Source organism: Pontibacter sp. BAB1700, assembly GCF_000277005.1.
Taxonomy (GTDB): Bacteria; Bacteroidota; Bacteroidia; order Cytophagales; family Hymenobacteraceae; genus Pontibacter; species Pontibacter lucknowensis.
The window spans coordinates 1-21,985 of record NZ_AKIS01000088.1 but is presented as its reverse complement, the minus strand read 5'-3'; the positions used below and the strand labels follow the sequence as shown (position 1 = coordinate 21,985).

Here is a 21,985-nt window from a genome sequence, read left to right as displayed (position 1 = left end):
TATGCTCCTATTGGGGTTCATGCCTCGTATGGAAGGTATCAGTATAAGCTATGCTGCTTGTGCCGATACCTTCATTTGCGTATCAACCTTTTATTTCTGAGTATTTCATGCTAGAAAATTCTAAAACGAGCATCCAGGTAAAACCTCATACAGGTGATGTGGAAAAAGCAGTGCGCGGACTGGGCTGGGAGTGGTGTGTGGAGGACGGATGCGCCAACTATGTGCCCGGCGAGGCAGTGGTGATTACCGAAGACGAAGCAGAAGAATTACTCGATGCTGCCAGCTCGCTTTACAACATGATGGTGCAAGCCATTCCGAATGATCTTCCGGACGCCTTCCTGCAAGTGCTGGGTATACCCGAGAACCTATGGCAGCTAGTGCGCCAGTCATGGAGCGACGACCGACAGGTGCATCTGTATGGTCGCTTTGACCTGGCGATGACGCCGGATGGCCCCAAAATGCTGGAATTTAATGCCGATACCGCCACTTCTATACCTGAAACCGCTGTAGTGCAATGGGCCAGTCTGGCCGTTGCCGGCAAAAACGATGCCCTGCAGTATTCTGGCCTGTACGAAGCTCTGGTAGAACAACTCAGGGTATGGCGCGAACGAAACGAAGACCTAGCACCTGCCTTGCTCGTTACTTACATTGGGGCAAGTGCAGAGGACGAAGCCAACTGCTCGGTCATAACCCAGGCTGCCAACGAAGCTGGTTTTGAAGCCCATCTCTGCCCAATCGAAGAAGTGAGCTTCTCTACAGAGGGTGACGAAAAAGGCGTGTGGGCACAAGTGGAGTCAGAGCAGTGGCGGCATTTTCCGTTCTTGTTTAAGTTACTGCCATGGGAGCAGATTGCCTGGGAAGAGCCAGAACTGCTGCAAACCCTGACACTGCTCTCCCGTTCCCGCACCATCACAATTGCCAATCCGGCCTATACCTTGCTGTTTCAGAGCAAAGGTATGCTAGCCTGGCTTTGGAAAGCTTTTCCGTACCACCCTCTTCTGCTGGAGGCAGACATCGAGCCGCTGACGGGCAAGTACATCAAAAAGCCATACTTTGGCCGTGAAGGGCAAAGTGTAGAGGTGGTAGACCATGGGCGCGTGACCAAAGTTCGTGGTGAATATGATAAGCAGCAGCAGGTATACCAGCGCTGGTGCGATCTGCCCGAAGACGGCAAAGGCTACCAGTACCAGGCCGGTGTATTCTGGTCAGGCGAAGGAGCCGCCATCGGCTTTCGCCGCGAAAAAGGCATCATCACCAACCTGTCGCAGTTTGTGCCGCATATTGTGGAAGGTTAGTATTTATCAATATTGAAAAGGTATAGCTATGTCAATAGACTCAAATGAGGATCTGGAAAGTATAAAAAAGGTGAGTGAAGCTGTGGCTATCACCCTCAGAAAAATGCGCGAACATGCCAGGCCAGGTATGACCACAAAGGAGTTGGATGACTTTGGATACAAGCTGCTGCAGTCTTACAATGCACAGTCGGCACCCAAGATCACCTATGATTTCCCCGGCTATACCTGTATCAGTATCAATTACGAAGCTGCACACGGTATACCCTCCGACAAAACCGTTCTTAAAGAAGGAGACCTGGTAAACATAGATGTGTCGGCGGAACTCAATGGATATTATGCGGACAACGGCGGTTCTTTTATTTTGGGAGAAGACGTGCATGGTCTGAACAAACTGGTAGATGCTTCTGTCACGGCACTGTATAAAGCGCTGAAAGAAATAAGGGGAGGCAAAAAGATAGCTGAAATAGGGCGCATTATAGAGACAGAAGCGAAGAAGAACGGTTTCAAGGTAATCAAGAATCTGGTTGGTCATGGCGTTGGTCGTAGCCTGCACGAAGAGCCGCACGAGATTCCATGCTTTTATGACAAGCAGGAGACCCGAAGGTTCCGCAAGAACACCGTGGTCGCTGTAGAAACCTTTATCTCCACCAAAGGAAGTTATGTGCATGAGAAAGGCGACGGCTGGACTCTATTGGCAGATGCAGGAGCTTTTGTAGCGCAGCACGAGCACACGATCCTGATAACTGACGGCGAGCCGATTATCCTGACCGCTGCTAATGGGATATAGTTATGATCAGCTAAGTAAAAGCTGACTGTAGTATCTGGCTCTACTAGCACATTAGCACATTAAAAACTACCTTTGCCCGTTCATAAAACCTAACCGCTTATGCTTGCCTTTCTGCTGACACTTATGCTATTGCTGGGTATCGTCATTGTGCTGGCGTATGCGGAGCGCAAGGTGGCAGCCTTTATGCAAGACCGCCTGGGACCAACCGAGGCGGGACCCTACGGCTCGCTTCAGTCGGTGCTGGACGTACTAAAGCTGCTGCAGAAAGAAGACATTGTACCTGCCGCGGCTGATAAGAAGCTTTTCAAATTAGCTCCCATCTTGATCTTCGCCGCAGTATTCGCAGGCTTTGCCGTTATACCCTTCACGCCGGAGCTTATACCTGCCGGCATTGGCATCGGTGTGTTTTACCTGCTGGCCATTATTTCACTTGATGTAGTAGGCTTGCTCATGGCAGGTTGGGGCTCCAATAATAAGTACGCCATGCTGGGTGCCATGCGATCCGTGGCGCAAATTGTATCGTATGAAATACCAGCCGGATTGGCTATTCTCTCTGTTGTGATGATTTGCCAGTCACTGGACTTTCAGGAGATCAGCTATCAGCAAGGTATATTGCTAAACCGCTTTCCCGGACTTGAGTTTGAAAAGAACTGGCTCTTTGGTATCGAAGCGCTGGGTATAAACACGACAAATATAGGTGGTATCACTACCTGGAACATCTTCAGAGCTCCGCTTTTGCTTGTAGCCTTTGTGATCTATTTTATCGCATCCCTGGCAGAAAGTAACCGGGCACCATTCGATATACCGGAAGCGGAATCGGAACTGGTAGCCGGGTTTCATGTGGAGTATTCGGGCTTCCGGTTTGCCGTGCTGTTTCTGGCGGAATATAGCATGATGGTGCTGGTTAGCCTGGTAGCAGTTATTCTCTTCCTTGGGAGCTGGAATACGCCTTTGCCAAACCTGACTACGCTTAAGTTTGCAGACTGGACAACAGGCACAATAGGGTCACTTTCAGGTATACTATGGGGGGGCTTCTGGCTGCTAAGCAAGACCTTTGTGCTGCTGTTCCTGCAGTTGCAGATCCGCTGGACCTACCCGCGTCTGCGCGTGGACCAACTCATGCACCTGTGCTGGAAGGTATTGACACCCGTTGCGCTGGGTGTAGTCTTGCTAGCTGGTATATGGCGATTGCTAATGGTTTGAGCCAGGAGTTTTAAGATTTATTGAGTTTAGAAGTAAGAGCATTGGTAATTTATTTCCTCTTGATAGGGGCAGGGATGGGTTTCGACTTATACCCTTTCAAATAAGATATGGAGAAATCGTCTGTTCAACATAAAACCGGATTTTGGGAAGTGGTAAAGTCGCTGCTAAGCGGATTGCTACTGACATGGCGGCATTTTCGGAATGCGGACAAGCGGCGTGCGCCTGTGCCGGTCATGGACGATAATTACTTTAAGCAGCCAGAGGGCTTGGTAACGCTTACATACCCTTATGAGGCTATACCTGTTCCAGAAAACGGCCGCTACCGCCTGCACAACGAGATCGACGACTGCATTGTGTGTGATCTTTGCGCCAAGATATGCCCGGTGAACTGCATCACAATTGAATCTGTGAAGGCAACGGAGGAGATCGGGGTGACGTCAGACGGTACAAAAAAGCGTCTTTATGCACCTGTGTTCGACATTGACATGGCTAAGTGCTGCTACTGCGGCCTCTGTACCACGGTTTGTCCAACAGATTGCCTGACTATGACTCCGGTATACGATTTCGCTGAAGTAGATATTAAGAACATGATTTACCACTTCACTGACCTTACTCCAGAACAGGCAGAGGAGAAAAAGCTATTGCTACAGAAGCAGCAGGAAGAAATGGCCGCAGCCAAAGCAGCGGCATTAGCGGCCCGGAAGCAGCAGTAAATTAAATTGTTAAATAGCTATACGGTTTCAACACATGCATTATCTGATGCTGGGGAATGGTTTCCATTATCAGCTCGAATCTGACAAACCAAGTATTTAAAAACAGACGAATCAAAGAGAAGATGCTATTCTACGTTTTTGCTCTATTAGCCATAGTTTCGGGTGCTTACATGGTGCTGACGCGGAACCTGCTATATGCAGGCTTCTCCCTGCTGCTCACCCTGCTGAGTGTAGCGGCCATTTATGTGTTGCTCTTTGCCGATTTTGTTGCTGTCACGCAGCTAATGGTGTACGTGGGTGGTGTGCTGGTGCTGATCCTGTTCGGTATTATGCTCAGCAGTAGGGTGCACGACAAGTCTGTCATGTCAGAGAATGTAAACGTAGGATGGGGAATTACTATTGCGCTTCTAACACTTGTTGGGCTGAGCTATACCATCTGGCAGGCAGGATTCAGTTCACTGCCATGGCTTCAACAAACTGACACCGATGTGCTGGCAGGCCAGAAAAGCACGGTGCAGCACATCGGTGTAAAACTGATGACCGACTTTGTGTTGCCTTTCGAAATAGCCTCTCTGCTACTGCTTATAGCACTGATGGGTGCAGCCTATATCGCCACAGACAAACAGAAGGTATAATGTTAGATCAGATTCCTTTAGAGCACATCCTGCTGTTGAGCGCAGCCTTGTTTACGATTGGCATTTTGGCTGTTATCACAAAGCGTCATGCAGTGGTGGTGCTGATGGGTATAGAATTAATTTTCAACGCCGCCAACCTGAACCTAGTAGCCTTCAGCCGTCACGATCCTGTGTTGATGCAAGGACAAATGTTCTCCCTTTTTGTTATCCTGGTTGCCGCTGCTGAGGCTGCCGTTGCCCTTGCTATCGTGCTGAGGGTATACCAGCATTTCAAAACTGCTAATCTTAATCAGATTGTGACTAAGGAGGGGTAGCCCTGAAATAACATCCAGATATTTGCCTGTCCTAAAAGTACTTAGGTTTCTCTTCTTATTTGACTGCTCATACCTCTTAAGTATAACAATACAAGTATAGCATTACCTCATATACCAACATTTTGGCACTATTCAGTTCATTCATTACTAGCTCCTTATATGCTTATATTTAGTGTTTAAACATGAAATTTAAGCTACAATAAAAGTGGGGATTGATTGAACTTAAGTAAGTAGCTAAAAGTTTAAGCTTTAATTTATTCAGAAGGTAGTATTACTGTAGTATGTTAAACTTTTACTTTTAGCTTTTTACATGAAAACAATTATTGCCCAAGCCGTAAGGTCTACGGCGCTGGGAGCTCTTTGGGTCATAGCTAGTTATATTATGCCTGTTTATGGGCAGGCAATTGAGATGGGCAGTTTTGTTACCACTTATGAACAAGATTTCAATACCCTGCCAAGAACAGGAACTACAGCTGAATTAGGTGTAAACGCATTTATACCTGACGGCTGGACTGTGCTGAGTTCTAAAATAGAGGTTAACACTATTAGTATTAGTACAGGCTCATCTAATACTGCTGCTTTGTTCAGTTATGGGCATACAAACTCTACTGATAGGGCATTGGGTGCTTTGACCGCAGACAAAGTCGGTGATTTTGCTTACAATCTACTGTTACAAAACACCTCCGGAAAGACGATTACTCAGCTCGATATAGAGTATGCAGCGGAGCAGTGGCGGGTGGGTAGTACTAATACAGATGTGCAAAGACTGCTTTTTATGTATGCTATTGCCGAGTATTCTTCCTCTTTTAATTTAACCGTTAACCTCAAAACGGGCGGGTGGACAACTGTTCCTTCTCTTCAATTTAACAGTCCTAAAAATAAAACTACAGCAGGCCATATTGACGGAAACATACCTGAAAACCGAAAGCAATTCAGCTATACCCTGCCTGAAGCTATACCCGATGGCTACTACGTGATGCTGCGCTGGTATGACCCCGACGAATTACAACAGGACCATGGACTTGCGATTGATGATGTACAGGTAACTTGGAAATTTCAGCCTGATTATGTGCCACTACCAGTAGAACTGACCAAGTTTACTGCCCGAACTATCGGCAAAGGCGTTGAACTTAACTGGACAACAGCTTCAGAACTCGATAGCAAACATTTTGAAATAGAGCGTAGTACCGATGCAAGGAACTTCGAGACTGTTGGCATTGTGAATGCCATGGGTACGACAAGCATGACCACAAACTATACCTTTCACGATAGAGAACCTCTCTTAGGTACGTCCTATTACCGACTTAAGCAAGTTGACGAAGATCTTTCTTATACCTACTACCATGTGGTTGCAGTAACAAATCGGCAGGCCAAAACAGCCACGGTATACCCAACCCTGGCACAGCAGGAGCTCAAGGTAGAACTACCGTTTGCGCACATACCTTACGATGCAGCTGTGTATGACAAGATGGGACGTGTGGTGTTGCGCCGAAACTTGAAGGGTTTTACTCATTCACTGGATGTCAGTAGCTTGGGGCATGGGAACTATACCTTGGTGCTCTCTGACGAAGCTGGGCAAAAGCAGACTTTACGGTTCCTGAAGAAATAACGCTATACTTGGGGAGTATCCTTACCTAAAAAATAACTAGCCCTGAAGAGTGGCTATACCTGCCAAAGACATAAAATCAGAAGGGCCAGCTAGAATAGCTGGCCCTTCTGATTTTATAAGCTGTCGTTCCTTAAACGGAGAAGCTGTCGCCGCAGCCGCAGGTACGGGAGGCATTCGGGTTGTTGAAGTAGAAGCCCTTGCCGTTCAAGCCGTCCGAAAAGTCAAGTTCGGTGCCAGCCAGGTATAGGAAACTCTTCATATCCACTACTACCTTGATACCTTTGTCCTCAAACTCCTGGTCCATCGGCTTTACCTCATCGTCGAAGTCGAGGTTGTAGGAGAGCCCGGAACAACCACCTCCTGCCACAGATGCGCGCAGGCGAAACGTATCATCCAACTGCGCATCTTGCTTCAGCTTCAATACTTTCTCTTTTGCTTTATCTGATACTGTTATCATAACAATTCGTTCTTTAAGACACTGGATTCAGTACCACACTGAAAACAGTAATCGTGTTCATGTCGCGACCAAAGTATAACTTGTCGAGGGCCTCGTACATATTACGAGCTCTGAAGTAAGAAGTATTCAACTCCTTATCTCCACGGGCCATCCACTGTACGGTATAAGGGCTCTCTTTTTCTTTGTAACTCTGCACGTAGTCCCACATTTTACGGAGCGCGTCCACTCTGTCATACCCAACTTCTGTGTGGAAGAGGAAAGACTGCAAGTGACGCGGGTTTACCGTAATCAGGTCCAGACGCACTTTGTTATCCAGCTTTCTGAATTCGAAAAGCAGACTGTCGCCACTTAAGCCTAAGTGGTTTTCAATCTGCTTCTGAATGCGTGCACTTTCTACATGCACCTCGGTCGTTGACTCCATGCGTGAGTCCAGGTCTTAGTGGTGTGACTTCGGCATTTCCAGTGCTGGAAGGCCGTTCTTTACTCTATAGTCGTTGATGGCAGACTTAATCGCGTCTTCAGCCAGCACCGAGCAGTGGATTTTCACAGGCGGCAATGCCAGTTCTTCCACAATGTCCATGTTGTCGATGGCAAGGGCCTCGTCAACAGACTTTCCTTTCAGCCACTCGGTAGCTAAAGAAGAAGATGCGATAGCAGAACCACAACCGAAGGTTTTAAACTTCGCGTCAGTGATAATCTGGTTCTCGTCAACTTCAATCTGGAGGCGCATTACGTCACCGCACTCAGGCGCACCTACAAGGCCTGTACCCACGTTGTTCTTCGCCTTGTCAAGCGTACCAACGTTGCGTGGGTTGTTATAATGGTCAATTACTTTATCTGAATAAGCCATGGCTATTTATAATTACTAGTTGTTAATGATTAATGAATAATAAGGAGAGAGAACAATTTATAATTATTCATTCCCCATTATTAAATTAAACTCTTAGTGTTCTGCCCACTCAATTGAGTTCAGGTCAATGCCCTCTTTGAACATCTCCACAGTGGCGACATCTCACGCAGTTTGGCAACAGCCTCTTTCACGTGGTCGATGGCGTAGTCTACTTCCTCGTCAGTCGTGAAGCGGCTTAAACCGAAGCGCAGCGAAGAGTGTGCCAGGTCGTCACTTAATCCTAACGCTTTTAGTACGTAAGAAGGTTCTAAAGATGCTGATGTACAGGCAGAACCAGAAGACACGGCGATGTCTTTCACACCCATCATCAGCCCTTCACCCTCTACATACTTGAAGGAAATGTTAGTTACGTGTGGGAGACGATGCTCACGCGAACCGTTTACATAAGACTCCTCGATTGTCAAAAGCTCTTTCTCGAGTCTGTCGCGCATGGCAGAAAGACGGGCTGTGTCTTTTTCCATGTCCTGCTTGGCAATCTCGCAAGCCTTACCCAGACCCACAATACCAGGCACGTTCAACGTACCAGAACGCATACCACGCTCATGTCCGCCACCGTCCATCTGGGCGGTTACTTTCACACGTGGGTTCTTACGACGTACATACAATGCACCAACACCTTTCGGTCCGTACATTTTGTGGCCAGAGAAAGCCATCAGGTCGATGCCGTCAGCTTCCACATCCACTGGAATTTTACCTACCGCCTGCGTAGCATCTGTAAAGAATAGCACGCCGTGCTTCTTGGCAATAGCAGAAATTTCACGGATCGGCTGGATAACGCCTACCTCGTTGTTACCATACATGATAGAAATCAGGATGGTCTTGTCCGTAATCGCTTCCTCCAGTTGCTTTAGGTCAATCAGACCTTCTGCGTTCACAGGCAGATACGTTACCTTTCCACCGATCTTCTCGATGTGCTTGCAGGTATCCAGTACTGCTTTGTGCTCTGTAGTAGCCGTGATGATGTGGTTACCTTTAGAGGCATACATCTCAAAGACACCTTTGATAGCCAGGTTGTCTGACTCAGTGGCGCCCGAAGTGAAGATGATTTCTTTTGGTGAACAGTTGATAAGTGAGGCGATTTGCTCACGTGCATAGTCAACAGCCTCCTCGGCATGCCAGCCGAATGCGTGGTTACGGGAAGCGGCGTTACCAAACTTGCCTGTGAAGTATGGCATCATAGCCTCCAGCACGCGCGGGTCAAGCGGTGTAGTGGCGTTGTTGTCTAAGTATATCGGAAATGTTAGCATATCACTATTTTTTATCTCTTTTTGTCCTGTCTGATTAACAGTTGTGAGAAATTATTAGTTTTGAATTCCCTGCAAAATTAACAAAAAAAGGTTACTTAGACTAATTACAAATTGAAAATGCTAAACGTAGAACATATAGGTATAGCGGTTAAAAATTTCAGCGAGGCAAATGCCCTGTATTTTAAATTGCTGGGCGTGGAGCCTTACAAAACTGAGTTTGTGGAGTCAGAGGCAGTAAACACCTCTTTCTTTAAAGTGGGAGGTACAAAAATAGAGCTTTTAGAGGGCACAACACCCGACAGCGCCATCAGCAAGTTCATCGAAAAGCGCGGTGAGGGGATACACCACATCGCCTTTGAGGTGGAGGATATTTTGGCTGAGATGGAGCGGTTGAAAGGCGAGGGCTTCATTTTACTGAACGAAACGCCAAAGAAAGGCGCCGATAACAAGCTCGTATGCTTCGTGCATCCTAAAAGCGCCAACGGCGTGCTGGTAGAACTGACGCAGGAGATTAAGTAAATTTTGGTTGTTAATTGCTAGTTGTTTTTTTCAAATAATATGGGAAAACCACGAGGAGATCAAACAATCAACAGTAAACAATTAAAGCTATGAAACACTTACTGAAAGAGATTCAGGCAGCGGAAGAGGAGTTACTGATAGGTAACGTTATTCTGTACCCGACCGATACAGTTTGGGGAATCGGTTGCGATGCCGAAAATGCTGCGGCCGTCAAGAAGATTTTCAAGATAAAGGAACGGGAAGAGTCGAAGTCGATGATTGTGCTGATGAGCGACGTGGCTATGCTGCGGCGCTACATCGAACACGTGCCCGATGATTTTGAGAAACTGGTGGAGTCACAGGAGCGTCCGACAACTTTTGTGCTCTCTGGTGCTCAGAACCTGCCCAAAGAGCTGGTGGCTGAAGACGGCAGCATTGGTGTGCGCATCGCCAAAGATGAATTCTGTCACCGCCTGATGCAGCAAATAGGCCGCCCGCTGGTATCTACCTCAGCCAATGTGAGCGGAGAGCCCTCGCCTCGTACCTTTGCCGAGGTGTCGGATTCCATAAAAGAACGAGTTGACTACGTGGTGCAGTGGCGACAGGATGAAGATGTGGAATCGCGGCCATCGCGGATTATCAAGATTGATGAAAGCGGGAGGCAAACTGTAATCAGGGAGTAGGGTGTAGGTATAGCGCGTAACGGGCGGTGGGTTATACCTATGTTTCAGAGCCGTCTACGATTTTTTAGCCTTGCTCTGAATTTATCTCTTTATTTTTGTGCCTCAGGCGTATGTTTTCTGTACAGCCTGAGGTTTTGATTTTTCTGAATGGATACGATAAAATTACCTGAGCACCCCATATTCGATACCGTGGCCGCTGCGGCTGCAGAGGTAGGCGTAGACGCTTACGTGATTGGGGGCTTTGTGCGTGATCTGGTCCTCAAAAGGCCATCTAAAGATATTGACGTGGTATGTGTGGGCAATGGCATCGAGCTGGCTGAGCGGGTATCGCATAAGCTGCCGCACAAGCCCAAAGTGTCTGTTTTTAAGCACTTCGGTACGGCTATGCTGCGCTCAGGTGAATGGGAAGTGGAATTTGTGGGTGCCCGCAAGGAATCGTATCGCGAGGAATCCCGCAAGCCAGATGTAGAAACTGGTACGCTGGAGGACGACCTGAAACGCCGCGACTTCACCATCAACGCCTTAGGCATAAGCCTGAACGAAGGTACCTACGGACAGTTGATTGACCGCTTCGATGGGGTAAAAGACATGAAGCGCAAAATCATCCGTACGCCGTTGGAGCCGGGTATCACCTTCTCCGATGACCCGCTGCGCATGATGCGGGCCATCCGCTTCGCCTCTCAACTCAACTTCGATATCGCTCCCGAAACCTTCGATGCCATCATTGACAACAAGGAGCGCATCAAGATTGTATCACAGGAGCGAATCACGGATGAATTGAACAAGATCGTGCTCTCACCGGTACCTTCTTACGGCTTCAAACTGCTTTTTGCTTCCGGTCTGTTGCAGCTTATTTTTCCGAAAATGGCAGAATTGCAAGGTGTGGAAACGATCAAAGGCAACTCGCATAAAGATAACTTCTACCATACTCTGCAGGTGCTTGATAATGTGTCGGAGGTTACGGATGACCTGTGGCTGCGATGGTCGGCCATCATGCACGACATTGCCAAGCCGGACACTAAGCGCTACCACGAGAAAGTAGGCTGGACTTTCCATGGTCATGAAGAGCGCGGCGCCCGTATGGTACCCAAGCTTTTCAAAGATCTGAAACTGCCACTGAACGATCACATGAAGTTTGTGCAAAAGCTGGTTCGCCTGCACCTACGCCCTATTGCGCTGGTAAAGGACACCGTGACCGACTCGGCTATACGCAGACTCCTGTTTGAGGCAGGCGACGACATTGATGCGCTGATGAAACTATGCCGCGCTGACATCACTTCCAAAAACGACAGCAAGGTAAAGCGCTATCTGCAGAACTTCGATAAGGTGGAGAAGCGATTGGTAGAGGTAGAGGAGAGCGACAAGCTGCGTAACTTCCAGCCGGTAATTACAGGTGAGATTATCATGGATACTTTTGACCTGAAGCCGTCTAAAACGGTAGGGGAGTTGAAAGAGGCACTGACAGAAGCGATACTGGAGGGAACTGTTAAAAATGAGTTTGGCGAAGCCTTCGCTTTTCTCCTCGAAAAAGGAAAAGAACTGGGACTTCGCCAGGTAAACTCACCAAACAACTAAACAAACAAATCACTTAGGTATAGAACCTGTAAGTGGGTATAAAGTTTTATTTTGTACTAAGTGGGCAGGAATAGAAACAGTGCGAACTGATAAGTTTGATTGTCCGCAGGGAAATTGGTACAGAAAGCAAGAACTTCAGCATTAAGACCAAATCAAGTACTGTCTTTATTTGTTGCAGGACGAGTCTATTCGTACATCTGGAAGCTCACCGTGCTGCTGGTTTTAGCTATGCCATAATTTTCTTCATCTCGGAAATTCACCACACCAGTTTTAATTGGTTCCTTGTCTTCCCGAAGTTCCTGTGCTAGCTTTCCAATTTCTCGGGCAACCTGCTCTTTTTTCGCTGGAGAGTAATCATCAAATTTTGAGTCAACAAGTGATACAGTTAGCTCACTTTTGTTTTTGATGTTTATTTCTACTTTATCGGTCTCATATTTTTCGGAGATGGACTTTTTTAGTCGATTCATATAGTTGAGTTCTCCGCCCATCTCTGAACAGCTGAGCAAGCTAATTAGCAGCATCGTCAGAAATACGAAAGTATATTTTCTCATTCTTATGTTTTGGATTTATACGTGAAGACTTATTAGAACTTACACCCAGCAAAGGTGTATTACAGGTAAAGAAAAGGGATAAGCCAAACGGCCTATCCCTTTTTTTGTAAAGCTACTACATGCGAGACACTTTGCTGGCACCGCCTACATCGGTCACCACATTGCCTGGGTTTCCTTTGTAGCGTATTTTGCTGGCACCTGCAGCGTCGGCTCGCAGCGTATTCGTGGCATGCACATCGGCAGAGCATGCGCCTGCAGCTTCAATTTCCACCGTGTTGGCGACCAGTCTGGAGGCATCCATCTTACTGGCACCTGCAATATCCATATCCACAAAGTCAGCACGGCCTGTAAATGTGCTCTTGGAGGCGCCTGCGATATCGGCTGTCAGTCGGTTCACGTTCACATCCACAAAAGCCTGCGTAGCACCCATCAGCGCAAGGTTGAGGTTATTCGTCTTGATATGGCCGATGTCAGCTTTGATGGCGCCGCTCAGGTCGAGGCTGCGCAGCTCAGGCACGGTAATCTGAATCAATACCGTTTTCTGACGATCGAAGAGCTTGATGGTTCTATCCTCGTGTTCAATCACCAGTTCGCTACCGTCTTTTCTGATTTCCATCTTCTTCAGGTCATCGGCATCGCCGCTGGCTGTCACGCTGTACGTGCTGCCTTGCGTAATCTGCACGTGGTAGGCACCGCTCACCTTAATGGCATCGAAGTCGCTGAAGTCATACGTCTGCTTATTCGAGCTATACTCTGACTCGTTCATCAGTACACTTCCGCCAGCGCCCATGGTGGCTGCCGCATTGTAGGTGAAATCGCTATCAGCTACGTCGAGCGTATCGGAGGCGCAAGTGATGCAGCTAAGGAGGTTGCCCTTTACCTGCCAGAGGTTGCGCAGGGTTTTCTCACGGCTATACTCTTCTTCGAAGGCACTACTTGGCACCATACGCAGGAAGTTATTTGTCAGGCGTAGTTGCTTGTCCTGCGGTATAAGCAAGGTCACATCCATGCGCTGGCTACGGTAAGCTGCTCCGGATGCAAACTCGAAGCTGTCGTCGAAACGGAGTGTAGAGTCAGTTTGCACCACGCGGTAGGTTACCATGCGGGCGTTTTCCTGTGCCTCAGCCTCGGTTTTGCCTTTAGCCTGCAGGCGTTGCTGTACGTCTACACTGGAGCCATTGTGCCCCTGTACATCAAAATAGATGCGGTTTTCATACGACGAGTTCGTGTTGTACCCGTCCAGCGTAATGGTAGGGTATGGCCCCACCGGGAAGGACTGAGTCGTAACCACTTCGCCTGAACGGCGGAAGTTTTCAGCATGCGCCGCGATGAAGGCGATCATGGTAAACAAGCTAATCAACCAGATGCCGAACAGGGACCAACCTACCAATGGACGCATAAAGAAGCGCTTCGCCAAAAGACCAATTGCCAATAGAATTAGAAATAGTATTGGGATAAGACCTACAAAAAAACCAGCCACCAGTCCGAGCCGGGGAAAGCCCTCCAGAAAGATGGAGGCCGGAAAATCACCCATCATGAATGCGCTGTGTTCATCTACTATGCCCAAAGACACAAACAGGGAAGTGAAAAGAGCCACAGTAAGGCCTAGGGAAATGAACAACAACGTAATACCGGCAGCCACTCTGATCAGTGTGATAAGTACCGCAAGTATAGGGCCTAATGCTCTGCCCAGCCAGTTGATCACCTGGGAGATGATGCGAAAAGGCAGGAGCAATACCTTAGCAGCAGTGCTTTCCTCCCCGTCGTGATCCTTCATGTTCAGGTTCTCTTTCAGGGTGTGCTCAATACTGGCCAGCGTAACCGGGTTTCCCTGCATTTGCATACGTTCGGTCAGGCTGGCCGCCTCCGGGACCGCTACCCAGAGGATGATGTAAGCCAGTATACCAAAGCCACCCGCAAAAATCAGGGCCAGGAACAGGATGCGAATAACTGCAACATCCACCCCGAAATACTTAGCGATACCGCTTGCTACCCCCGCCAATTTTTTGTCATCAGGGTCGCGGAACAGTTTTTTCACTGTGATCTCAGGCAGGGAGTAGTTCACAGGCAGCGCGATCCAGAGGATAATGTACAGAATCAGTCCAAAAGAACCCGAGATGCCGTCTGTGATAGGCGTACCGATTACCAGGAACACGAAGATCAGGCGAATCCACACTGGGTCTACGTTCAGGTAATTGGCTATACCTGATGACACACCGCTGATCACTTTGCGGCTTGCATCGCGGTACAGGCGCTTCGGACGGGCAGTTGCAGCAGCGGCTGCGGCTCCGCCAGCCTCGGCGTACTCTGGCTCAGGGGCACCGGCTCTGTATGCTTGTTTGGCATGCGGCATTTCCTCTTCCATTGGCTCCAGTATCTCGAAGTCGGTCACATCGCCCATTTGAGCAATCAGAGATTGTACATCCTCTATCGTGATGACCTGTTTGCCAGGAGAAAGGCGCGTTGAAAAAATCTCCGCTATGCGAGCCTCGATATCAGCCACGATTTCCTCATGCCCTTCATAGCTCGAAAAGTAATGGCGAATAGAAGCAAGATAGCGACTAAGTTGCTCATACCCATCCTCCTCAATGTGGAAGATAATGCCTTGCAGGTTGACGTTTATATTCTTTTTCATGATTGCTGCGCTTTCTTGTTGTGGATGATGAATTCGGTGGAAGCTACCAGTTCGCCCCATGTTTCCCGGAGTTGATCCAGAAAAGTGCGTCCGGTCTCGGTAAGCGTGTAGTACTTGCGGGGTGGTCCAGAGGTAGATTCGACCCAACTATAGTCGAGAAGCCCCGCGTTCTTGAGGCGAGTAAGGAGAGGATAAAGAGTTCCCTCCACTACTATCATCTTGGCAGCTGTCAGCTCCTCCAACATATCGGACGCATATACCTCACCACGAGAGATAATCTCCAGTATGCAGAACTCCAGAATTCCCTTCCGCATCTGCACTTGTGTGTTTTCTACTTTCATGATGATTCCGTTTAATGTTGAAGCAAAGTTATTAAAAGGTACTATGTAAAACAAGGTACTGTTTAAAAATAATTACGAAAGTTTTTTCAAAGGGTTTAAGCGGCCGCTAATTGTGGATAAAAATGATTATTTTTGAATGCGAAAAAATGTCGTTTAAAGTCAACTTATTCGCTTTTCATGGTGTTAGGAGGCAAAACTGCTTCCATTGATCGGGTAATAAACGAAGCCTGAATTTTTTTAATAGTTCTTAAAAGCCCATTTGAGATTGTATTCCTGTGCCTATGACCAGATTTACCCTTTCGGTTCTATTACTAGTGCTATGTTTTGTGAGCGATGTTGCCCAGGCGCAGGTAGCCACTCCAAAGTATAGTAATGAATTTTTAAATATCGGGGTGGGGGCTCGGGCCCTTGGTATGGGTAATGTGCAGGTCGCAGTTGCCGATGATGCCACAGCCGGATTTTGGAATCCGGCGGGTTTGCTGCAACTGCGCAATAAGTACAACATCGCCCTGATGCACTCAGAACTGTTCGCAGGCATCGCCAAGAATGACTTCGGCAGCTTTGCCATGCCCATCGACTCGAGTAGTGCCCTTGCTGTTTCGGTTATCCGCCTCGGCGTAGACGATATTGTGGACACCCGTCGCCTTCAAAACGAGTACGGCTACATCCAATACGACAGCATTCGCTTTTTTTCGGTAGCGGACTATGCCATGCTCTTATCCTATGCTCGTAAAAGTAACCTGGTACAAGGCCTAACACTGGGAGTAAACGCGAAGATTATCTACCGAAATGTGGGGGAGTTTGCCAATGCCTGGGGCTTCGGTTTTGATGCGGGCGCCCAGTTACGCCGTGGTACATGGCAATTTGGTGTGATGGCCAAAGACGTAACCACTACCTTCACGGCCTGGACCCACAATGTAGAGGCGCTGGAAGCCACCTATCAGCAGACAGGTAACGACCTGCCTGAGAGTACAGCCGAACTTACGTTGCCCCGCTTAGTTCTGGGAGTTGCCAAGAACTTCACTTTCTCTGATAAGTTTACAGGTTTACTGGCCTCTGACATTGACTTCACTTTTGACGGAAAGCGTAACGTGCTGCTCAAGTCTGATTTTGCCTCCGTGGATCCGCATGTGGGCATGGAACTCGCCTATGCCAATACAGTATTCGTGCGTGGAGGCATCAACAACTACCAGCAGTTCCGCAATTTCAATGGAAGCATGTCCTCTAAGGTGCAGCCAAACTTCGGTGTGGGCTTTGAGAACAACGGTTTGAACATAGACTTGGCTCTATCACGCGTGAGCGGTAACGATGGAAACACGGCCAATGCAAACGGACTTTACTCCATCATCATCTCTTTAGGTTATTCTTTCAATTAAAAATATACGGTTTCAAGTATTACAGCCGATGAATATAAGTAGACTCATAAAGCAGTTTTTGTTTGTATGCACCTTCGTACTAGGCCTGCAGTCTGTAGCCTTTGCCCAGTCCCCGACACCTTACGGCAACGAGTGGATCGACTATAACAAAACCTACTACAAACTCAAGGTCGTTAACACAGGCCTACATCGCTTAAGCTATGGCTTTCTGGACAGCCTGGGGCTGGCTGGCACCAACCCGCAGCACTTCCAGCTTTTCCGAAGAGGCAAGGAAGTTGCTATCTATGTAGCCGGCGAGGCTGACGGCAGATTAGATAGAGAAGACTTTGTGGAGTTTTATGGCGAACGTAACGACGGCCGTTTAGATCAGGACCTATATAAAAACCCAGCACATCAGCCGCATCAGTTGTACAGTTTGTATACTGATACAGCTGCCTATTTCTTAACAGTTAATCCTGCTGGTGGAAAGCGCATGCAGCAAGTGAACCCCTCACCGGCAGGGAAGACACCTGAGCCGTATGTGTTGAGGAAGGTGACGCAGTACTTTGTGGATAGATATTATGATGGTATCACATATCATACAGTTGTCAAAGCTCAGCAGGCTTGGATGGATCGAAGGGGAAGTTTTTCTGCAACAGGTAGTGCCAGTGCAAAGAGCTATAACCTTACTTCTGTAACTAACTTAGTTATGACAGGACCAAAACCAGTTATTCAGTTTAACTTAATAGGGATTAATGGGGGGACTCAAACGGGATTAATAAATGTTGTGCCGTCTTCAGGGGGAGCAAGGCAAATATCATCCTTTATGTTTGGAGCATATGGATATCAACATGTAAATGGTCAAATTGAGTTTACCGATATTTTACCTGATGGAAGGGTTACTTTTCAAGTTGTCCCAAACACAGTGCAAAAAAGTAATGTTAGTATGTCGAATATGCGGCTAACTTTTCCGCAAAGACCAATACTAACAACGAACTCTATTATATTCTTTACAGATTCTACTCGTTCTGAAAATCCCTACTTTGAGGTTGGAGCAGCTCCGGTAGAATCTTTTGCTTATGATGTGTCAGATCCTCATAATCCTGTCAGAATAGAGGGTAATATGAGTGGCAATGGTAAAGGATTCGTAGTTCCAACAAACCTAAAGAACTCCCATAGGGTACTAGTTGCTAATTCAGCAAAAGCATTCAAGCCGACTGGTAAGGTGGAGTCACTACGTTTTCGTGAGGTATCTCCTGCAAATCATGACTATATAATTATCACGAATAAACGGCTTATGAAAGTAGCCGCAGGTACTCAAAGACCTGCACCGCTTGAGTATGCCTCCTATCGGGCTTCTTCAGCTGGCGGAGGTTATGATACTTTGCTAGTTAATATGGACCAGATTGTGAATCAGTTTCATTACGGTGAATTCTCATCCAATGCTATTCGGAAGTTTATGTCTTATATGTTAACTTCTAATAGGCCAAAACACTTATTTATTATTGGAAAGGGCATGAAGTATGCGCATCCTGATTACAGATCTATAAAAGATGCTTATTGGACAGGTACTCATAACAGGTATAGTTTCTATCATATCAATGGGAGACATCCAAAAGTACATGAAATGGATCTGGTTCCCACTGGAATGCTACCAGCTTCAGATGTATTTTTTACTTTCGATTTTAGGAATAACAGTTATGAGCCACGTGTGCCGACAGGCCGATTACCTGCTACATCGGCAGAAAATGTTATTGCTTATTTAAACAAAGTCAAGGAGCATGAAGCATTACCAGAAGGACTAGCTTGGAGAAAGAACATACTTCAACTTGGAGGTGGTGACAGGGATGAAGTGCATATTTATAAGGATTTCTTGTCTGCCTATAAACCTATTGCAGAAGGGCTATTCTTTGGAGGTAATGTAATAGAAAAGTACAGAAGTGATATGAGCACTCCGTCCAACTATGTAAATGTGTCAGCAGAGGTTAACTCAGGAGTATCTCTTATTACATTTTTTGGGCACAGTTCAGTAGAAGTATCAGATCTAGAAATAGGGTTTGCATCAGAAAACCTGAATGGGTACCGTAATAAAGGGAAGTATCCTGTCATCCTAATGAACGGATGTTACAGTGGAGATGCTTTCATTTACAACAGGGTTTCCTTTGGCGAAGATTGGTTATTAACACCAGATAGAGGGGCCATTTCCTTTATGGCTGAATCTTATATTGGCGGTAATAAGCCCTTAGATGCATTCACAACACGTTTCTATAGGACCACATTTCAAGACAATACATTCTATGGTCGTACCATAGGGGAGATACATAAGGAAACTATTAGTAAAATGTATAAGGAGTATAGAGTTGGAGATATTGATGTTAATATCGCCACAATGACTCAAATGGTTCTTCAAGGAGATCCAGCCGTAAAGATATACGCTCCTGATAAGCCAGATTATGCATTTGAAGATAATAATGCTTCTATCAGTGATGGTTCGGGAGGAAATGCAATAGCTGCATCAAATCAATTTGTATTTAAAATTAATACAATCAATTTGGGGAAAGCATTACCTGATTCTATTAGCGTAGGTATAAAGCGAATCTTGCCTGATGGAAAAGAGTTGCCCATAGTACCTGTTAGAATTAAACCAATTTATTTTAAGGAGCAAATTAATCTTGAGATACCTAATACCGATACTACAGGGGCAGGTATGAACAGGTTTGAAATTGTACTTGATAATACTAAACAAGTTGAGGAGCTTAACGAGAGTAATAATACACTTCAGTTTAGTGCTTTCTTACCTAAGTCGGGGCTTTCAATTTTAGCTCCTATGAATTTTGCCATTGTGAACAGCACGAATGTGAATTTAGTTGTTCAATCAACGCAATTGAGCTCAGAACCCAAGGGAGTACACTTTGAATTAGACACAACAAGTAGCTTCAATTCATCAATTAAAAAAACTTATCAAGCTTCTCCGGGTGCTGTGCCTTCCTGGAATGTTACGATTCCAGTGCAAAACTTTGATACAGATAGTACTGTTTTCTTCTGGCGTGCTCGGTTTGATAGCTTTGTTCCCGGAGAAGATACTCTTTGGGTAAAGAGTTCTTTTCGATACATTAAAAATTCTGAAGGTGGTTGGTCGCAAAGTCATGTTGATCAGTTACTTAATTCAGAAGTTCAGAACACCATTATTGTTGAAAATAAGAAGTGGGATTTCAGCCCTTTAGCAAGGAATATTCAAATAAGGACTGTTGGTGGAGATGGTAACTTTAACATGCCTGCCCATGGTGTTTATATCGATGGGATTTCACAAATGGATAATGCATGTGGAGGTTTTAAAAGTTCTAAAGCACCTCGGATGTACTTCTTCGTTTTAGATAACCATACGTTAAATAACATAGTAGTCCCAGGATTTAGTCCATGTAGGTATATGGATAATTTGTATCAATTCGGTGATTTAAATAATGCTACAGTTAGGGCTAATATGCAGCGTTTCATAGAGGCGATTCCAACGAATAGTTATGTGGTGGTGGTAAGTGTACATCAAGTACCATTTGAGCAGTTTTCACCTGAGCTTAGGAATGCATTTAAAAGCATAGGAGCAAACCTCATTTCCAATGGTGAGATAAACAATGGATACCCATATGGACTTATAGGAAAAAAAGGAGTAGAGTCAGTGAATATAAAAGAAATCACAGCAGACTTAAGCAGTGAAATTCCGCCTAGATTGCAAGACATTGTATTAGAATCAATGATTTACTCTAAAAACACTCAAGGTTCTATCACTTCCTCCATAATAGGTCCGGCACTGTCATGGGGGAGTCTGTACCACAATATTGAGCGGTATAAAGATGGAAATGATAGCTATGCTTTGAATTTGTACGGCATTAGTCCTGACGGTAATAGGGAGCTGCTAAATAATAATGTGACTTCGAAAACTTTTGATTTAAGTAGTTTGAGTGCTGATCAGTATCCAAAGTTGCAGTTGCAGGCAATTCTGACTGATACAGAAGACCGGTCAGCACCTCAACTGAAGCAGTGGATGGTATACTATCAAGCAGCCCCTGAGGGAGTCATAAGGCCCGATCTAGTAGAAGTGAGTGAGGAAAAAGTGGTTCAACAAGCTAGTAGAGGCCGGATTGAGTTGCCAATGGCATTTCAAAATGTGACGCCTTACGCCTTTCGAGATTCAATTACGGTGGAAACCACGCTAACTGGGCAAGGTATAGAACCTCGAGTTTCACGATTCAAAATTGAAGCGTTGGATGGTAACAAGACAGCTATATTTGACTATACCATGTCTACTTCAGACTTGGATGGTAACTATAAGCTGACTGTGTTTGTGAACCCAAATATGCAGCCTGAACAACAGTACCAGAATAACATCTACGAGGTGAACTTTTCAGTAAAATCAAAGTTACACCCAATCATGGATGTGGCTTTTGATGGGGTTCATATAATGGATGGGGAATTGGTAGCCCCTAGTCCACTCATCAGCATAACGATGAGAGATGAGAATAAACACGTATATCTGGAAAGTGCTGATGCCATGCAGGTTACGCTTGTAGATGAAATGAACAACCAGAAAGATATATCAATTGGTAATAACCCAGGCGAGGTACAGGTTTTCCCAGCAAGTGAGAAGAACGATTTCCGTTTTGAGTATAAACCAAAACGACTGGAGAACGGCAGATACAAACTTGTTGTCAGAGGAAAAGATGTGACTGGCAAATCTTCTGGGCTTTCTCCTTATGAAATCAACTTTGAAGTTGAAAACGAGTCAAAAATCACCAATTTCTATCCATACCCGAATCCGTTCTCAACCAAGACCCAGTTCATCTTCACGTTGACAGGTGGTGTAATTCCAGATCAGTTCAAAATACAGATCATGACTGTGACTGGTAAAGTGGTAAAGGAGATTATGCGGGAGGAAATCGGGCCGATTCGTATCGGAAATAACAAAACCGAGTACGCTTGGGATGGTACCGACATGTATGGTGACAAGCTGGCCAATGGCGTGTACCTGTACCGGGTGGTAATGCCTAAAGATACTGAGGAGATGAAGCATATCTGGAAAAAAGGAGATAAGGGCTTCGTGAATGGGTATGGTAAAATTTATATCCTGCGATAAGTAGAAACCCTAAGGTATAGCCGAAATAAAAAGGAGCGCTTTTGGGCGC

At 46.2% G+C, this 21,985-nt stretch carries 18 protein-coding genes and 1 pseudogene; 12 read left to right on the top strand and 7 right to left on the bottom strand.

Features of this window, described 5'->3' with window-relative positions:
* Window positions 1-158 precede the first annotated feature (158 nt).
* From O71_RS11320 to O71_RS11290, 7 genes are all read left to right on the top strand, one after another.
* The gene (locus tag O71_RS11320; protein ID WP_040574191.1) at window positions 159-1,295 is read left to right on the top strand and encodes a glutathionylspermidine synthase family protein; all 1,137 of its coding nucleotides are present in this window, start codon (window positions 159-161) and stop codon (window positions 1,293-1,295) included.
* A gap of 28 nt (window positions 1,296-1,323) precedes the next feature.
* Entirely contained in the window at window positions 1,324-2,082 is a 759-nt protein-coding gene (gene map, locus O71_RS11315) for a type I methionyl aminopeptidase (protein WP_007656702.1), read from the top strand.
* A gap of 99 nt (window positions 2,083-2,181) precedes the next feature.
* Window positions 2,182-3,285, top strand: a complete 1,104-nt coding sequence (locus O71_RS11310) for a complex I subunit 1 family protein (protein ID WP_007656701.1) — start codon at window positions 2,182-2,184, stop codon at window positions 3,283-3,285.
* Window positions 3,286-3,392: 107 nt separating this feature from the next.
* Window positions 3,393-3,998 carry an NADH-quinone oxidoreductase subunit I gene (locus O71_RS11305; protein ID WP_040574187.1) on the top strand — a complete coding sequence of 202 codons (606 nt, stop codon included), beginning with the start codon at window positions 3,393-3,395 and terminating at the stop codon, window positions 3,996-3,998.
* 122 nt (window positions 3,999-4,120) lie between these two features.
* Window positions 4,121-4,633, top strand: a complete 513-nt coding sequence (locus O71_RS11300) for an NADH-quinone oxidoreductase subunit J (RefSeq protein WP_040574190.1) — start codon at window positions 4,121-4,123, stop codon at window positions 4,631-4,633.
* Complete coding sequence (nuoK, locus tag O71_RS11295) at window positions 4,633-4,947, top strand: NADH-quinone oxidoreductase subunit NuoK (RefSeq protein WP_007656695.1); 315 nt, start codon at window positions 4,633-4,635, stop codon at window positions 4,945-4,947. The genes O71_RS11300 and nuoK overlap by 1 nt, the downstream gene beginning before the upstream one ends.
* A 310-nt stretch (window positions 4,948-5,257) precedes the next feature.
* Window positions 5,258-6,556, top strand: coding sequence for a T9SS type A sorting domain-containing protein (locus O71_RS11290; protein WP_007656693.1), 1,299 nt, complete (start codon window positions 5,258-5,260; stop codon window positions 6,554-6,556).
* 130 nt (window positions 6,557-6,686) lie between these two features.
* Here O71_RS11290 and O71_RS11285 read toward each other — a convergent pair whose 3' ends face one another.
* From O71_RS11285 to O71_RS11270, 4 genes and pseudogenes are all read right to left on the bottom strand, one after another.
* Window positions 6,687-7,013 carry an iron-sulfur cluster assembly accessory protein gene (locus tag O71_RS11285; RefSeq protein WP_007656691.1) on the bottom strand — a complete coding sequence of 109 codons (327 nt, stop codon included), beginning with the start codon at window positions 7,011-7,013 and terminating at the stop codon, window positions 6,687-6,689.
* Between the two features lie 13 nt (window positions 7,014-7,026).
* On the bottom strand, window positions 7,027-7,434 hold the full coding sequence (locus O71_RS11280; RefSeq protein ID WP_007656689.1) for a hypothetical protein: 408 nt from the start codon (window positions 7,432-7,434) through the stop codon (window positions 7,027-7,029).
* Window positions 7,435-7,449: 15 nt separating this feature from the next.
* Window positions 7,450-7,863: a Fe-S cluster assembly scaffold IscU gene (iscU, locus tag O71_RS11275; protein ID WP_007656687.1), complete on the bottom strand. Its 414-nt coding sequence runs from the start codon at window positions 7,861-7,863 to the stop codon at window positions 7,450-7,452.
* A gap of 93 nt (window positions 7,864-7,956) precedes the next feature.
* A pseudogene (locus O71_RS11270) lies at window positions 7,957-9,170 on the bottom strand (IscS subfamily cysteine desulfurase).
* A gap of 117 nt (window positions 9,171-9,287) precedes the next feature.
* Between O71_RS11270 and mce the strand changes: the two are divergent.
* The 3 genes from mce (at window position 9,288) to O71_RS11255 (ending at window position 11,926) form a co-directional block, all read left to right on the top strand.
* Window positions 9,288-9,689: a methylmalonyl-CoA epimerase gene (gene mce / locus O71_RS11265; protein WP_007656677.1), complete on the top strand. Its 402-nt coding sequence runs from the start codon at window positions 9,288-9,290 to the stop codon at window positions 9,687-9,689.
* Between the two features lie 89 nt (window positions 9,690-9,778).
* A complete protein-coding gene (locus O71_RS11260) occupies window positions 9,779-10,351 on the top strand; it encodes an L-threonylcarbamoyladenylate synthase (protein WP_007656676.1) in 573 nt (190 codons plus the stop codon).
* Between the two features lie 147 nt (window positions 10,352-10,498).
* Entirely contained in the window at window positions 10,499-11,926 is a 1,428-nt protein-coding gene (locus O71_RS11255) for a CCA tRNA nucleotidyltransferase (RefSeq protein WP_007656675.1), read from the top strand.
* A gap of 185 nt (window positions 11,927-12,111) precedes the next feature.
* Here O71_RS11255 and O71_RS11250 read toward each other — a convergent pair whose 3' ends face one another.
* The 3 genes from O71_RS11250 to O71_RS11240 form a co-directional block, all read right to left on the bottom strand.
* Window positions 12,112-12,414 carry a hypothetical protein gene (locus O71_RS11250; protein WP_237717818.1) on the bottom strand — a complete coding sequence of 101 codons (303 nt, stop codon included), beginning with the start codon at window positions 12,412-12,414 and terminating at the stop codon, window positions 12,112-12,114.
* Window positions 12,415-12,592: 178 nt separating this feature from the next.
* Window positions 12,593-15,112: a PspC domain-containing protein gene (locus O71_RS11245; protein WP_007656672.1), complete on the bottom strand. Its 2,520-nt coding sequence runs from the start codon at window positions 15,110-15,112 to the stop codon at window positions 12,593-12,595.
* Window positions 15,109-15,453, bottom strand: a complete 345-nt coding sequence (locus O71_RS11240) for a PadR family transcriptional regulator (RefSeq protein ID WP_007656671.1) — start codon at window positions 15,451-15,453, stop codon at window positions 15,109-15,111. The genes O71_RS11245 and O71_RS11240 overlap by 4 nt, the downstream gene beginning before the upstream one ends.
* A gap of 281 nt (window positions 15,454-15,734) precedes the next feature.
* On the opposite strand from O71_RS11240, the gene O71_RS11235 reads away from it, so the two are divergent.
* Both O71_RS11235 and O71_RS11230 read left to right on the top strand, forming a co-directional pair.
* Window positions 15,735-16,829 (top strand): PorV/PorQ family protein, encoded by a 1,095-nt coding sequence (locus tag O71_RS11235; protein ID WP_040574186.1) that lies wholly within the window; start codon window positions 15,735-15,737, stop codon window positions 16,827-16,829.
* Between the two features lie 28 nt (window positions 16,830-16,857).
* Complete coding sequence (locus tag O71_RS11230) at window positions 16,858-21,936, top strand: C25 family cysteine peptidase (RefSeq protein ID WP_007656667.1); 5,079 nt, start codon at window positions 16,858-16,860, stop codon at window positions 21,934-21,936.
* Window positions 21,937-21,985 lie beyond the last annotated feature (49 nt).

Bases quoted from the DNA above. Each gene is read 5' to 3' on its own strand.
- map (WP_007656702.1), top strand. From the start codon at position 1,324: ATGTCAATAGACTCAAATGAGGATCTGGAAAGTATAAAAAAGGTGAGT.
- O71_RS11310 (WP_007656701.1), top strand. From the start codon at position 2,182: ATGCTTGCCTTTCTGCTGACACTTATGCTATTGCTGGGTATCGTCATT.
- O71_RS11305 (WP_040574187.1), top strand. From the start codon at position 3,393: ATGGAGAAATCGTCTGTTCAACATAAAACCGGATTTTGGGAAGTGGTA.
- O71_RS11300 (WP_040574190.1), top strand. From the start codon at position 4,121: ATGCTATTCTACGTTTTTGCTCTATTAGCCATAGTTTCGGGTGCTTAC.
- nuoK (WP_007656695.1), top strand. From the start codon at position 4,633: ATGTTAGATCAGATTCCTTTAGAGCACATCCTGCTGTTGAGCGCAGCC.
- O71_RS11290 (WP_007656693.1), top strand. From the start codon at position 5,258: ATGAAAACAATTATTGCCCAAGCCGTAAGGTCTACGGCGCTGGGAGCT.
- O71_RS11285 (WP_007656691.1), bottom strand. From the start codon at position 7,013: ATGATAACAGTATCAGATAAAGCAAAAGAGAAAGTATTGAAGCTGAAG.
- O71_RS11280 (WP_007656689.1), bottom strand. From the start codon at position 7,434: ATGGAGTCAACGACCGAGGTGCATGTAGAAAGTGCACGCATTCAGAAG.
- iscU (WP_007656687.1), bottom strand. From the start codon at position 7,863: ATGGCTTATTCAGATAAAGTAATTGACCATTATAACAACCCACGCAAC.
- mce (WP_007656677.1), top strand. From the start codon at position 9,288: ATGCTAAACGTAGAACATATAGGTATAGCGGTTAAAAATTTCAGCGAG.
- O71_RS11260 (WP_007656676.1), top strand. From the start codon at position 9,779: ATGAAACACTTACTGAAAGAGATTCAGGCAGCGGAAGAGGAGTTACTG.
- O71_RS11255 (WP_007656675.1), top strand. From the start codon at position 10,499: ATGGATACGATAAAATTACCTGAGCACCCCATATTCGATACCGTGGCC.
- O71_RS11250 (WP_237717818.1), bottom strand. From the start codon at position 12,414: ATGGGCGGAGAACTCAACTATATGAATCGACTAAAAAAGTCCATCTCC.
- O71_RS11245 (WP_007656672.1), bottom strand. From the start codon at position 15,112: ATGAAAAAGAATATAAACGTCAACCTGCAAGGCATTATCTTCCACATT.
- O71_RS11240 (WP_007656671.1), bottom strand. From the start codon at position 15,453: ATGAAAGTAGAAAACACACAAGTGCAGATGCGGAAGGGAATTCTGGAG.
- O71_RS11235 (WP_040574186.1), top strand. From the start codon at position 15,735: ATGACCAGATTTACCCTTTCGGTTCTATTACTAGTGCTATGTTTTGTG.
- O71_RS11230 (WP_007656667.1), top strand. From the start codon at position 16,858: ATGAATATAAGTAGACTCATAAAGCAGTTTTTGTTTGTATGCACCTTC.